A 14295-nucleotide genomic window follows, 5' to 3' on the forward strand; every position below is an offset into this window, starting at 1 on the left:
ACTGGCTACGACGCTACCGGCCCCCGCGTGGCCGGACCCGGTGCCGCGCCGGTGCCGGGAACACCCGATGTCTCCGCCCGATGTGCATTCCCACAGTTCGGGGCCGAAAAAACACGAATTCCGGGGGTCGGGAATGAATCGGCACCGGGGGTGGTTGAGGATATCGATAACATGAGTGCACTGGACTCAACTTTGCCTTGACAACCCTATCGTCGGGAGGCAAGCTTGAGCGCAGCTCGCTCAGATTTCAATTCTGCTATTTCAGGAGGCAACAACTATGGCTCGTGCGGTCGGCATCGACCTCGGGACCACCAACTCTTGCGTCGCGGTTCTGGAGGGCGGCGATCCCGTCGTCGTCACCAACTCCGAAGGCTCTCGCACCACCCCGTCGGTCGTCGCGTTCGCGCGCAACGGCGAGGTGCTCGTCGGGCAGCCCGCGAAGAACCAGGCTGTGACCAACGTCGACCGGACGATTCGCTCGGTGAAGCGGCATATGGGCACCGACTGGACCGTCGAGATCGACGGCAAGAACTACACGGCTCAGGAGATCAGCGCTCGCACGCTGATGAAGCTCAAGCGTGACGCGGAAAGCTACCTGGGCGAAGACATCACCGATGCGGTCATCACCGTGCCGGCGTACTTCAACGACGCCCAGCGTCAGGCCACCAAGGAAGCCGGCCAGATCGCCGGCCTCAACGTGCTGCGGATCGTCAACGAACCGACCGCGGCCGCCCTGGCCTACGGCCTGGACAAGGGCAGCAAGGAACAGACCATCCTGGTCTTCGACCTCGGCGGCGGCACGTTCGACGTGTCCCTGCTGGAGATCGGCGACGGCGTGGTCGAGGTTCGTGCCACCAGCGGTGACAACCACCTCGGTGGCGACGACTGGGACGATCGGATCGTCGACTGGCTGGTCGAGAAGTTCAAGTCCACCTCGGGCATCGACCTGACCAAGGACAAGATGGCCATGCAGCGGCTGCGTGAAGCCGCCGAGAAGGCCAAGATCGAACTGAGCTCTTCGCAGAGCACCTCGATCAACCTGCCTTACATCACCGTCGACGCGGACAAGAACCCGCTGTTCCTCGACGAGCAGCTGACCCGCGCCGAGTTCCAGCGGATCACCCAGGATCTGCTGGATCGCACCCGCAAGCCATTCCAGCAGGTGGTCAAGGACGCCGGCATCGCCGTCGGCGACATCGACCACGTCGTGCTGGTCGGTGGTTCCACCCGCATGCCCGCGGTGACCGAACTGGTCAAGGAACTCACCGGTGGCAAGGAGCCCAACAAGGGCGTCAACCCGGACGAGGTTGTGGCCGTCGGTGCCGCGCTGCAGGCCGGTGTGCTCAAGGGCGAGGTCAAGGACGTTCTGCTGCTCGATGTCACGCCGCTGAGCCTGGGCATCGAAACTAAGGGCGGGGTGATGACCAAGCTCATCGAGCGCAACACCACCATCCCGACCAAGCGGAGTGAGACCTTCACCACCGCCGACGACAACCAGCCGTCGGTGCAGATCCAGGTCTTCCAGGGCGAGCGTGAAATCGCCGCGCACAACAAGCTGCTCGGTTCGTTCGAGCTCACCGGGATTCCGCCGGCCCCCCGCGGCGTGCCGCAGATCGAGGTCACCTTCGACATCGACGCCAACGGCATCGTGCACGTCACAGCCAAGGACAAGGGCACCGGCAAGGAAAACACGATCAAGATCCAGGAAGGCTCCGGCCTGTCCAAGGAAGAGATCGACCGGATGATCAAGGACGCCGAGGCACACGCCGAGGAGGACAAGCAGCGTCGGGAGGAGGCCGATGTCCGCAACCAGGCCGAGTCGCTGGTGTACCAGACGGAGAAGTTCGTCGGTGAACAGCGCAGCGCTGAGGGCGGTTCCAAGGTCCCCGAGGACACGCTGACCAAGGTCGAAGCGGCCATCGCCGATGCGAAGACCGCCCTCGCCGGTACCGACATCGCCGCCATCAAGTCCGCGATGGAGAAGCTGGGCGAGCAGGGCCAGGCCCTGGGCCAGGCGATCTACGAGGCCGCGCAGGCCGAGCAGGCCGCCGGTGGTGCCGATTCGGGTTCGGGCGCCGATGACGTTGTCGACGCCGAGGTTGTCGAGGATGACCAGGAGAACAAGTGAGCGAGAACGATTCGCACGAGCCGGTGACTGTCACCGACAAACGGCGCATCGACCCGGAGACGGGTGAAGTTCGCGAGCACACCTCCGGGCCGGCCCCCAGTGGGCCGGCACCGGAGGTGCCCACCATCTCGGAGGAATCGCAGAACGAGGCCGCCGAGCTGATCGCCGACCTGCAGCGTGTGCAGGCCGATTTCGCGAACTACCGCAAGCGTTCGCTGCGCGACCAGCAGTTCGCCGTCGACCGGGCCAAGGCCTCGGTGGTGGCGCAGCTGCTGCCGGTGTTCGACGACCTGGATCGCGCCCGCGCGCACGGAGACCTGGAGTCCGGCCCGCTCAAGGCGGTTGCCGACAAGCTCGCCGCCACGCTGGAAAGCCTGGGGCTGGCCGCATTCGGTGACGAGGGCGACGCGTTCGACCCGGAGATCCACGAGGCCGTCCAGCATGAGGGCGACGGATCGAACCCGGTGCTGGGGACCGTGATGCGCAAGGGCTACCGGCTCGGTGATCAGGTGCTGCGGCATGCGATGGTCGCCGTCGTCGATGCCGTCGAGAACATCGCCGGTGACGACGACACCGGGCAGCGTCCCGATGCGCCCGCGAATTCATAGGCAAAGGACGAACATTCAGATGAAGACAGGCAAGGAGGTGACGCTCGATGGCCCAGCGTGAATGGGTTGAGAAGGACTTCTACTCCGAACTGGGCGTCTCCTCCGACGCCACCCAGGACGAGATCAAGAAGGCCGCTCGCAAGATCCTGGCCGAGAACCACCCGGACCGCAATCCGGGCAACGCCGCGGCCGAGGAGAAGTACAAGGCCGCGTCCGAGGCCAAGGACGTGCTGTCGGATCCGGCCAAGCGCAAGGAGTACGACGAGACCCGGCGGATGTTCGCCGGCGGCGGCTTCGGCAATCGGTTCCGCGGTGGCGGGGGCGGCGGCTTCAACGGATACGGTTCCGACGGAGCCGAATTCAACCTCGGAGACCTGTTCGACGCCGCCGGTGAGACCGGCGGCGCCAATATCGGTGACCTGTTCGGCGGCCTGTTCGGGCGCGGCGCGCAGCCGCGGCCCAGCCGGCCCCGACGCGGCAAGGACCTGGAAACCGAGACCGAGTTGGACTTCATGGAGGCCACCAAGGGCGTCGCGGTCCCGCTGCGGCTCACCAGTCCCGCGCCGTGCACCAACTGCCACGGCAGCGGTGCCCGGCCCGGCACCAGCCCGCGAGTCTGCGCGTCCTGCAACGGGTCCGGCGTCGTCAACCGCAACCAGGGTGCGTTCGGGTTCTCCGAACCCTGCTCTGAATGTCGCGGCAGCGGGTCGATCATCGAGCACCCGTGCGACGAGTGCCGGGGCAGCGGGGTCGCCACCCGCACCCGGACCATCAACGTCCGGATTCCCCCGGGTGTCGAGGACGGCCAGCGGATTCGGCTGGCCGGGCAGGGCGAGGCGGGCCTGCGCGGCGCGCCCTCGGGTGACCTGTACGTCACCGTCCACGTCCGTCCGGACAAGGTGTTCAGCCGCGACGGCGACGACCTGACGCTCACCATCCCGGTCGGCTTCACCGAACTCGCCCTGGGCACAACACTTTCGGTTCCCACGCTGGACGGCAAGGTCGGCGTCCGGGTGCCCAAGGGAACGGCCGACGGTCGGATCCTGCGGGTGCGCGGACGGGGCGTGCCCAAGCGCAGCGGCGGAGCCGGCGACCTGCTGGTCACCGTGAAGGTGGCCGTCCCGCCCAAACTGGAGGGTGAGGCACTGGAGGCGCTGGAGGCCTACGCGGCCGCCGAGCGGGCCAGCGGCTTCGATCCTCGCGCGGGGTGGGCCGGGAACAGGATGTGATCGGCGATGAACGAGGCAGTGGGGAGTGAGGGATCGACCTTTCTGATCTCGGTCGCCGCCGAGTTGGCCGGCATGCACGTGCAGACCCTGCGCACCTACGACCGGCTCGGACTGGTCACCCCGCAGCGTAGTTCCGGTGGCGGACGCCGTTATTCGGAACGCGACGTCGAACTGCTGCGCGAGGTGCAGCGGCTGTCCCAGGAAGAAGGCGTCAACCTTGCCGGGATCAAACGGATCATCGAGCTGACCAACAAGGTGGCGGCGCTGCAGGCCCGGGTCCGCGAACTGGGCGAAGAGGCCGATGCCGCGCGGTCCGGGCGCCGGCCGGGGACCGCCGTTGTCGTCTGGCAACCGCGGGGCCGCCGGCCGCAATAGGCGGTGACGGAACGGTCCGATCCAACCGGGAGAATGGCGTCATGACCGCAACGCTGGTGGCCCGTGACGTCGCAGGCGGATTCGCCCACCGCACCCTGTTCGAGGACGTCGACCTGACCGTCGCCCCCGGCGACGTGATCGGCGTCGTCGGCGCCAACGGGGCAGGTAAGAGCACCCTGCTGCGGATATTGGCGGGTGATCTCGCCCCGCTGGCAGGCTCCGTCGGGCGTGCACCCACTGACGCCTTCGTCGGCTGGCTGCCCCAGGAGCATGAGCGGGTGGTGGGGGAGACCGTCGCCGGCTACCTCGCCCGGCGCACCGGATGCGCGGCGGCCACCCGAGCGATGGACGCCGCCGCGGAGGCGCTCGACGACGATCGCGGTGCCGACGAATACGCGGTGGCACTCGAACACTGGCTGGCCAGCGGCGCCGCCGACCTGGACGAACGGATCCCGGCGGTGCTGGCCGACCTGGGCCTGACAGATGCGCTGCAACCGGAATCGACGCCGATGACGGCACTGTCGGGCGGACAGGCCGCCCGGGTGGGCCTCGCGGCACTGCTGCTTTCGCGATTCGACGTGGTGTTACTCGACGAGCCCACCAACGACCTCGACCTGGACGGGCTTTCCCGACTGGAACGCTTCGTCGGTGATCTGCGCGCCGGCGTGGTGCTGGTCAGCCACGACCGGGAATTCTTGGCGCGCACCGTTACCCGGGTGCTCGAGCTGGATCTGGCCCAGCACACCACCACCGTCTACGGCGGCGGATACGAAAGCTACCTGGCCGAGCGCGAGGTCGCCCGCCGGCATCGACGCCAGGAATACGAGGAATTCGCCACGAAGAAGGCGGATCTGGTGGCACGTGCGCGCACTCAGCGTGAGTGGTCGAGCCAAGGTGTGCGCAACGCGATGCGCAAATCACCCGACAACGACAAGATCCGCCGTCGCGCCCAGTCGGAGTCCAGCGAGAAGCAGGCGCAGAAGGTGCGTCAGATGGAAAGCCGGATCGCCCGGCTGACCGAGGTCGAGGAGCCGCGCAAGGAATGGCAGCTGCAGTTCACCATCGGCGCTGCGCCGCGGTCGAGTTCGGTGGTCGCGACGCTGAACGACGCGGTCGTGCGCCGCGGCGATTTCACCCTCGGCCCGGTTTCGCTGCAGGTCGACGCCGGCGAGCGGATCGGCATCACCGGCCCCAACGGGTCCGGAAAGTCGACCTTGCTGCGGCTGTTGCTCGGACAGTGGGCGCCCGACGAGGGCCGCGCCGCACTGGGCGCCAACGTCGCGATCGGTGAGATCGACCAGGCCCGAGCGGGTTTCACCGGTCCGGAGCGTCTGGTCGACCGTTTCGAGGCGGCGGTCCCCGGCTTCTCCACCGTCGAGGTGCGCACGCTGCTGGCGAAGTTCGGACTGGGCGCCGATCATGCCGAGCGCAGTGTCGACGAGCTTTCCCCCGGTGAGCGGACCCGCGCCGGGATGGCGCTGCTGCAGGCTGTCGGCACCAACGTCCTGGTGCTCGACGAGCCCACCAACCACCTGGACCTGCCGGCGATCGAACAGCTGGAGGCCGCGCTGGACAGCTACGACGGCGCGCTGCTGTTGGTGACCCACGACCGCCGGATGCTGGAGAACGTCCGACTTGACCGCCGCTGGCTGGTCCGCGATGGCCAGGTCAGCGAACTGTAGCCGGAGCCGTTTGACGGAGGGGCGGCCTATGAGGCTCTCCTGCCGGATCTCTTCCTCGCAAGCTCGTCGAATCAGACGGGACTGATGCGGTCTGATCGCTTCCTCGCTTCCTCGCTTCCTCGTTCCTCGCAAGCTCGTCGAATCAGACCGGGTCGCACTGGATCTGCTGGGGTGGGGCGCCCTTGTCGATCAGTGCTGCGCGGGTGGCGGCGATCATTGCGTGATTGCCGGCGATTAGGATCTGCCGATCCCCCCAACCGCCGTAGGAGGTGACCACCTCGGGCAGCAACCCGGTCTGGCGGACGTGCAGGCCGCGCGGCGGGGTCGGGTCGGGATAGTCGGCGGCCCACGGCGGATCGGATGCGAACATCGACACCGGCGTCACCGACAGCCACGGATTCTGCGCGGCCAGCTCCCACAGCGTTTGCAGGTCGTAGAGTTCGCACGGGTAGCGAGCCCCGAAAAACAGGTGCACGCGCGGGTTTTCGCCGTATCGGCACATGTCCATGATGATGGCGCGCAACGGTGCCAGCCCGGTGCTGCCGGCGACCATGAGGACGTCACCACCCTCGGGATCCACCTCCAGCGACCCGTGCGGGTTGGACAGCCGCCACCGGTCCCCGGCCCGTGTCTCATCGACGATGGCGTTGCTGACCATCCCGCCGGAGACGGCACGGACGTGAAACTCGATGCGGCCCTCGGGATTCGCCGGAATCGCCGGCGACAGGTAGCGCCAGCGCCGGGCAACCTGCGGCACCGACACATTGACGTACTGGCCGGACAGGTAGTTCATCGGGCGATCCAGCATCAACCGCACGACGGCCAGGTCCCGGGACACCCGTGCGGTCTCCACGACGGTGCCCTCCCACCAGGCGGGGCCCGCGTCGGCGTCGGCCGCTCCGCTCATCACGCCGGCGATCAGGTTGATGGCCTCCCGTGCGGCGTCGTCGACGGCCGGGGTGAACCGATCACCCAGCTCGGCGGCCAGGGTGGCATAGATGGCGTGCGACATGGTCTCGTAATGCTGTTGTGTTGCAACGTATTTACGATGGTCGCGGCCGAGCTGGGCGAGGAAGGCCACCGGTGCCTCGGCGCGCTGGGCGACGAACTCGTCGAACAGCCAGCCGAGCACCCGGCCGAACACCTCGCGCTGGGCGGTCATGTCCGGCGGGAACAGATCGCGGACCTCGGGGTCCAGCGCGAACCAGCAGGTGAAGATCCGGCCGATCAGGTCGTCGGAGTCGCGGCCGGTGAGCGCAGCACGCAGCAGCGTCAGCGACGTGCGATCTTCCAGGCCCACGCGGTCGATCCTAATCAGACCGAACGGAGCGGAGGCCGGGACCGCCTGCGATATCAATCAGGCGGTTCGGCGAGGCTCGTGCACGTAAGTGGTACGCCGACCGTCATCGGCGGTTGAGATACCACTTACGAACAGCCGCGACGCGTCTCACGGGTAAAACCCCAGGTCAGCAGTTGGCCCGGCAAGCCCCCGTGCACATAAGTGGTACGTCGACTCTCACCGCCCCGTTGAGGAACCACTTACGTGCACGTCCTACGGCTCAACCGAGCGGCAGGACCGCATTCTGCGACGTTGAGGACCCGGGCGTGGCGGCTGCGCTGCTACGGGAGTGGGGTCGCCTGCAGGATGCGGTCGTTGCCGTCGTCGACGATGTAGATGACGCCGCGCGCGTCCACCGCGATGCCGCTGGGCTCGGCCAGCCCGTCCAGCCCCAGGGTGCGCTGGGTTTGGTCCGCAGTCATCAGCACCACTCGGTTGTTCCCGCGGTCGGTGACGTAGACCGTTCGTGCCCGATCCACGGCAATGCTGTGGGGCGACTTCAGCCCGGTCAACGGCAACTCGACCGGCGCGGATGCCCCGGGCGACAGTTGGAGCACCCGGTTGTTCGCGGCGTCGGTGACGTAGACGGCGCCGGAGCCGTCGACCGCGACGTCCTGCGGGCCGACGAGACCCGGGAACGGCAGGGTGCGGGCATCGCGGCCGTCGGCGGTGACCGCCAGGACCCGGTCATTGCCCCAGTCGGCGATATAGATCCAACCGTGGGGGTCCGCGGCGATGCCCTGGGGATTGTCGAGGAGGGCAATCGGCAGGGCCTTGGCGCGGAAGGCCCGATCCTGTCGGACGACGACGCGGTTGTTGCCGCTGTCGGTGATGAACAGCGTCCCGTCGCCGAGCGCCACGCCTGCGGGTCCGTCGAGGCCGGGCACGCGCAGGGTTGTCGGGGCGGAGCCGGTGGCCACCGCGATGATCCGGTCATTGCCCCAGTCCGCGATGAAGACCGTGCCCGCGCCGTCGACCGCGACTCCTTCGGGCCGGCTCAGCCCGTGCACCCGCAGCGTGCGGTGCGCGCAGCGGACCTTCGTGCCGGCCACCGCCGGTACGGCGTACTGCGGCGGGGCGGCGGGCGGTGTGGCGTACTGGGGGTGCGGCGACGGCGGCAGGGCAGCGGCATCCACCGACGTGGGCCAGCCGTAGCTGACCGGCGGAGCGTCGGAGTCGTCGGGTTCGATCACGTGGTGCGCGGCAGCCGGGGCTGCCGGGTCGAACGACGTGACGGGCGGCTCGGGCTCGACCGCCACGAGCGCGTCGGGCGGGACCTGGTCGACGGGCACCGCGGCATCCGGCACGTCCGCGGGCCGGGCCAAGGCGACCTTGGCGGCGTCGACGCCCAGCCACGCGGCACTTGCGGGCTCGGTGGGAGCCGGCGCGGGTGGTGGCGGCGCTACGGGTTCCGGGGCGACCATCCCGGACAGCGCGGCCCGGGCGGCGTCGAGCAACGCACCGGCCGAGCCGAACCGGACCGCCGGGTCCTTGGCCAGCCCGGTCGCGATGACGGCGTCGAAGGCGGCGGGAACGCCGGTGTCCGACGGGCGGGGTGCCGGTTTGGCCAAATGCCCGGTGATCTGCTGCTCCAGGGTGTCCCCGGCATACGGCGTTCGCCCGGTGAGGCATTCGAACAGCACGCACGCCAGCGCGTAGACGTCACCGGCAACCGTGGCGTCCCCGGCCTCGAACCGTTCCGGCGCCAGGTAGGCGAACCGGCCGACCGACGACGGGCCGCTGCCGTGAGCGAACCCGGTGAGCATCGCGAAGTCGCGTTTCCCGACGGTGATGTTGGCCGGCCGGATCTCGCCGTGCACCAGCCCGACGGCGTGCGCGGCATCCACCGCGTCGCCGACCTGCTCCAGGACGGCCACCGCGCGCTGCGGACTCAGCAGCCCGTCCGCCATGAGCGACCGGCCGGCCACGGGGCGCGTAACGAAGTATTCGTCATCGATATCCAGGACGGCCGGTACGTGCGGATCGTCGAGGGAGGCCAGCAACCGCGCGCCATCGAAAAAGCGCTGCCGAGAAGCGTCGTCGACCAGCCGCACCACGGTGACCTCGCGGTCGGTGACGGTGTCGTGGCCGCGGAACACCTGCGTCGACTCGTTGCGGTCGAGCTGTTCGACCAGGCGGTACCGGCCCAGCGCTGTCTCGGCCACCGGCCCCCCTGTCGTCACGCCTTGACCGTAGCGGGCAGCGGAACCCCCGGCCAGGACAAGCCCCTACAGCCCGACGATCCCGCGATGCAGCACCAATATCCCGATCACGATCAAGGTGATGGCGACCAGGGCGCCGCTGTGCCGCTGCAGCCAGCCGTTGAGCCGCAGCAGCGCCGGATCCAGCCGCCCGGCGGAGGCGATATACCCCAGCACCGGCAGCGCGACCGACGAGGTGGACACCACCACGAAACCCGCCGCCGCGACCGGGGTCAGCGCGCCGAGCCCGGAGTTGGCGATCACCAGGCCCGCCGCCACGCACATGAACAGCACCTTGACGTTGACCACCGTCAGCAGCGCGCTGAGCCCGAACAGCTTGGCGGGGCGCGCCTCGGTGAGCTGACGCAGGCCGGGCAGTTGATGCGGGCGGCTGGCCCGGGTGAACCAGCGGAAGATCCCGAACACGATCAATGCGGCACCGACGACGATGCGCACCCACGACGCCCAGGTCGGCGGCGGGCCGCTGTCGGCCTCCAGCAGACCGGGCAGGGCGGTGAACAGCGTTGTCAGCGCGGCGATCCCGAGCACCCAGCCCGCCAGGAACGCCAGCCCGGATTCGCGGGGACGGTCGCCCTGAAGCACCAGAACCGCGGGGATGATCGAGATCGGGGACAGCGCGATCACCAGGGCCAGCGGCAGCACCTCGACGGCGGCCGATCCCAGACTCGCGCTCATCGACTGCACCTCGCCGTCGGGTCAGGCATCGAGGACGCCCTGTTGTAGCACCAGAACGCCGATGGCGATCAGGGTAACCGCGATCAGCGCCGGACTGTTTTTCTCCAGCCGGATCCGCATCCGCGTCAGGGTGGCGTCGAACCGGTCGCCGGTGAACAGGTAGCCGAGGATCGGGATCGCGACCGTCGAAGCCGCCGTCACCACGAACGTCGCCGCCGCGACCGGAGTCCATCGACCCAGGTGCGCGTTGCTGATCACCAGTCCCGCCGCCACGCAGATGAACAGCACCTTGAAGTTGACCATGGTGAGCACCAGCCGCAGACCGAACACCTTCACCGGGCTGGTACCGGTCAGCCGGTCGACCCCGGGCAGTTGCGGTGACCGGTTTCCCCGCGTTGCCCACCGGTAGATCCCGACAGCGATCAGCGCGCCGCCGACCAGGATGCGGGTCCACGCCGACCATTCCGGGGTGTAGCTTTCGTCGGGATCCATGGCCTCGGGCAGCGCGGTGAACATCGCGATCAGCACAGTGATGCCGCACAGCCAACCGGCCAGATATGCCAGCCCGGACGCGCGCGGCCGGTTGCCCTGCACGACGAGCACCGCCAGCACCACGGTGAACGGCGACAGCGCGATCACCAGGGCCAGGGGCAGCACCTCGGCGGAGGCGGAAAGCAGGTTGGTGTTCATGGGTGTCGGCCGCCTGCGGTGTCGGCCACCGGTCCCCTCGTCTCGTGGTGTCGCATCCTTACCGCGTCGACCGTACTGGCCCGGGCTTCGGGTGGTGCTGCGAGGTTACGGATCCGCTGCGGGCTCAGGGTCGGACGCGGTGTCGGTGGGGGCGCAGTCGGACTCGGTGTCGACGGCCGGTGGCTCGGGTGCCGCGGTGGCGGTGGCGACGACGGGCACCCGTCCGACGCTGATGGCGATGCCGAGCAACAGCAGCAGCACCATGGACACCAACCAGACTCCGAGTAGTGGCGCGCTGAGGTGGCGGACCAGGGATCGGCTCAGCCCCATGACCATTTGTGCCGCAAACAGTCCGTAGAGCAGCGTCAGACCCAGCGAGGTGATGCCGGCGCCGGTGCCGGTGATGGTCCCGAACAGCCGGAACGACGATCGGGCGCCGGCGCCGAACACGATCACCGCGATCGACCAGGTCAACGCCGCGGCCGCGGCGAGCAGGAGGAAGACCACCTGCGCGTCATGGGTGTGGGTGAGGTTCAGCCCCACCCAGGGGACGACGGCGGGCGGCAAGGTGGCCAGCGCCGTCACCACCGCCCGGCCGACCAGCCCCTTGCCAGCGGGACGGGCGGCAACGGCGATGAGCCCGAACGCGAGGCCGATCGCCAGCCACGCGACGCTGAACCCGGCCATTGGCGTCGACGCGTGGTAGGCGCGCGCCATTCTCACCGCGAAGGCCGGTGCGGTGAGGACGATCCCGACGGCCGCGATGGCGACCAGGATCCCCGCGACGATGAATCCCGCGGGGTGGCGCATCGGTGGGGCCGGCGGACGCGGCGGGGGCATCGGGTAGCGCATCGGGCCGGGCGTCGGCATGGGCCCCGGGTAGCGGACCGGGTAGGGCTGCTGCTGGAGGTAGGACGATTGTGGCTGGGCGTAGGGCTGTTGCGGCTGCGCGTAGGAGATGGGCGGCGCCTCGTCATCGCCCGCCCGAGTAGCCGTGGTGGCGTCCGCGGCCAGCAGACCACCGACCAGGCCGCGCAGCTGGCCGTCGTCGTCGAGGTTCAGGTCGTGCTCGAAGGCCTGGCCGACGAGGGTGACGAGTTGTTCGCGGGTCAGCGTGCGACCGGTGACGGCGACGACGCGCTGCGACAGTGCGCTCAGCCGGTCGGGCTCGGTCACCTGTTCTCCTGACGTCGGCGGTGTTCCTCGAGCGTAGGGCGGTTGGGGGCTGCGGAGCTGCGGAAGTTCGGTGGACGGTCAGGGGGCCGTGTCGGCCGCGGGCGTTCCGTCGGGAGTACCGGGTACCGGCCCGGAAGGAGGTTCGACGCCGACCAGTGGTGTTGCTTGGCTGACGGGCACCTTTCCGCAGCTGACGGCAATGCCGAACAGCAGGAAGACCACCGGTTCCACCCGTGACGCCCACAAGTTGACTGAGTAGAGGGATGTGAACCCGCTGATGTAGATCACGGCGGTGAGGACACCGTCGGCGATGGCGGTCAACAGGCCGAACACCCCGAAGGACCGCAAGCCGGTGATTGCGGTGATCAGCATTGCAATGTTGAAGGTCACCGTCGGGCCCAGTAACAGCGCATTCGCGGATGTTTCCGGAATGGAGTGGTAGTCGAGGAATCCGAAGAAGATGATCCCCGTCAGCGCCGCCAGCGCCGCCGACGCGGCGGCGATGATGGCAAAAACCCGCGTCGCGCCGCGAGCGCCGACGGCGATCGCGGTAAAGCCCATCGCGACGATCAGCCAGCTGACCCGGCTCGCCAGCATTGCGGGGGTCAGGTAGCCGAAGAGGTGGGTGTCCTCCAAGAAGTAGTCCCCCGCAAACGTGAGTACGCCCCAGACCAGAGCCGCCAGTGCGATCAGGATTCCCCCGACGATGAAGCCCACCGGGTGGCGGGTCGTTTGGGGTTGTCGAGGTGGCGGCATCATCGGGTAGCCCGGCGCCATCGCGGGGTTCATGCCGGGCCAGCTGGGCTGCGGGTACGCCTGCGGGTACCCGGGTTGAGGAGCGGGGTAGCTGGGTGCGGTGGGTTGACCGTAGGACATCGGGGGTCCGACGACCTGTTCGTCGGCCGGTCCGTCCGAGCTCATCCCGCCGACCAGTCCGCGCAACTGGCCATCGTCATCGAGGTTCAGATCGTGCTCAAAGGCCCGCCCGACGAGGCTGACGAGTTGTTCGCGGGTCAGCGTGCGACCGGTGACGGCGACGATGCGATCCGACAGTGCGCTCAGCCGGTCGGGCTCGGTCACCTGTTCTCCTGACGTCCGCGGTGTTTCCGGGGAAAGCCTATGGCAGCCCTGGATCGCGGGGCAGCGGCAATCCGGTGGACGGTCAGGGGGTGTCGGCCGCGGGCGTTCCGTCGGGAGTACCGGGCCGCACCGGCGCGGAGGGTGGTCCGAGGTCCGGATAGGACGGATACATCGGGCCCGGTGAAGCAGTGACGGGCACCTTTCCGCAGCTGACGGCAATGCCGAACAGCAGCAGGGATACCACGTCCAGCAGGGAAAGGATCCGTGTTGGCCACCCGATCCCGAAGAACGAGCTGAGAATCATCAGGGTGCTGAAAACACCGTAGGCGACCCCCGCGACCAGGCCGAACGCCCCGAAGTACGTCCGACCGGTAGTGCCGGCGACGAGCAGTGCAACAGCGAACGCCAAACCAGTAGCCGTAAGCAGCAGCGCGATGAGCCCGTGGGCGAGTCCGGGAAGCAATACCTGGAAGACGATGGAGATCACGATCGTCAGTGCGGCGGCTGAGGCCGCGACGATCGCCGATACCCGTGTTGCCGCCCGGGTATTGGCCGCGACAAGGACGAACGCGACTGCGAGCAGCAGCCAGCCGGCCCGGCTCAACAGCAGCAACGGGCTCAAACCGTGGTGGTAGCCCGCGCGGTAGGTGTATCCCCCGAAGACGAGGAGCGGTGTGCCCAGGGCGATCAGGATCCCGCCGACGATGAATCCCGCGGGGTGTCGGGTGGGTGCCTTCGGTGCGCGCAGGGGTGGTGCAATCAGCGGGTAGCCGGGCGCCATCATGGGGTTCATGCCGGGCCAGCCGGGCTGTGGGTACGCCTGCGGGTAGCCCGGTTGCGGATAGGGATAGCTGGGTGCGGCGGGTTGTCCGTAGGACACCGGCGGTCCGCCGACCTGTCCGCCGGCGATTCCGCCCGAGGTGAGCCCGCCGAGCAGGGCCCGTAGCTGGCCGTCGTCGTCGAGGTCGATCTGGTGCTCGAAGGCGCGCCCGGCGACGGTCACCAGCTCCTCGCGGGTGAGGTTGCGCCCGGTGAGCGCGGTGATGCGCTCAGACAGTGCGCTCAGCCGATCGGGCTCGGTCACCGGTTAC

At 68.7% G+C, this 14295-nt stretch carries 12 protein-coding genes; 5 read left to right on the top strand and 7 right to left on the bottom strand.

Features of this window, described 5'->3' with window-relative positions:
- Window positions 1–277: 277 nt before the first annotated feature.
- The 5 genes from dnaK to G6N16_RS04665 are packed head-to-tail and all read left to right on the top strand — an operon-like array spanning window position 278 to window position 6022.
- Window positions 278–2128 (top strand): molecular chaperone DnaK, encoded by a 1851-nt coding sequence (gene dnaK, locus G6N16_RS04645; RefSeq protein ID WP_083030103.1) that lies wholly within the window; start codon window positions 278–280, stop codon window positions 2126–2128.
- Window positions 2125–2736, top strand: a complete 612-nt coding sequence (gene grpE, locus G6N16_RS04650) for a nucleotide exchange factor GrpE (RefSeq protein WP_083030102.1) — start codon at window positions 2125–2127, stop codon at window positions 2734–2736. Before dnaK ends, grpE begins: the two co-directional genes overlap by 4 nt.
- 47 nt (window positions 2737–2783) lie before the next feature.
- Window positions 2784–3965: a molecular chaperone DnaJ gene (gene dnaJ, locus G6N16_RS04655; protein WP_083030101.1), complete on the top strand. Its 1182-nt coding sequence runs from the start codon at window positions 2784–2786 to the stop codon at window positions 3963–3965.
- Between the two features lie 6 nt (window positions 3966–3971).
- Entirely contained in the window at window positions 3972–4340 is a 369-nt protein-coding gene (locus G6N16_RS04660; protein ID WP_083030100.1) for a heat shock protein transcriptional repressor HspR, read from the top strand.
- A gap of 41 nt (window positions 4341–4381) precedes the next feature.
- Window positions 4382–6022 (top strand): ABC-F family ATP-binding cassette domain-containing protein, encoded by a 1641-nt coding sequence (locus G6N16_RS04665; protein WP_083030099.1) that lies wholly within the window; start codon window positions 4382–4384, stop codon window positions 6020–6022.
- A 142-nt stretch (window positions 6023–6164) separates the two neighbouring features.
- On the opposite strand, the gene G6N16_RS04670 is transcribed toward G6N16_RS04665, so the two are convergent.
- From G6N16_RS04670 to G6N16_RS04700, 7 genes are all read right to left on the bottom strand, one after another.
- Window positions 6165–7322 carry an FAD-binding oxidoreductase gene (locus G6N16_RS04670; RefSeq protein WP_083030098.1) on the bottom strand — a complete coding sequence of 386 codons (1158 nt, stop codon included), beginning with the start codon at window positions 7320–7322 and terminating at the stop codon, window positions 6165–6167.
- A 320-nt stretch (window positions 7323–7642) separates the two neighbouring features.
- A complete protein-coding gene (locus G6N16_RS04675) occupies window positions 7643–9544 on the bottom strand; it encodes a serine/threonine-protein kinase (protein ID WP_110810783.1) in 1902 nt (633 codons plus the stop codon).
- A gap of 45 nt (window positions 9545–9589) precedes the next feature.
- Entirely contained in the window at window positions 9590–10258 is a 669-nt protein-coding gene (locus G6N16_RS04680) for a GAP family protein (RefSeq protein ID WP_083030119.1), read from the bottom strand.
- 21 nt (window positions 10259–10279) lie between these two features.
- Window positions 10280–10948: a GAP family protein gene (locus G6N16_RS04685; RefSeq protein ID WP_083030096.1), complete on the bottom strand. Its 669-nt coding sequence runs from the start codon at window positions 10946–10948 to the stop codon at window positions 10280–10282.
- 105 nt (window positions 10949–11053) lie between these two features.
- A complete protein-coding gene (locus tag G6N16_RS04690; RefSeq protein ID WP_083030095.1) occupies window positions 11054–12124 on the bottom strand; it encodes a hypothetical protein in 1071 nt (356 codons plus the stop codon).
- A gap of 78 nt (window positions 12125–12202) precedes the next feature.
- Window positions 12203–13204: a hypothetical protein gene (locus tag G6N16_RS04695; protein WP_083030094.1), complete on the bottom strand. Its 1002-nt coding sequence runs from the start codon at window positions 13202–13204 to the stop codon at window positions 12203–12205.
- Between the two features lie 82 nt (window positions 13205–13286).
- The gene (locus G6N16_RS04700; RefSeq protein WP_083030093.1) at window positions 13287–14288 is read right to left on the bottom strand and encodes a hypothetical protein; all 1002 of its coding nucleotides are present in this window, start codon (window positions 14286–14288) and stop codon (window positions 13287–13289) included.
- Between the last annotated feature and the right edge of the window lie 7 nt (window positions 14289–14295).

Origin of the sequence: Mycolicibacterium insubricum, from assembly GCF_010731615.1 — a bacterium.
GTDB classification, from domain to species: Bacteria; Actinomycetota; Actinomycetes; order Mycobacteriales; family Mycobacteriaceae; genus Mycobacterium; species Mycobacterium insubricum.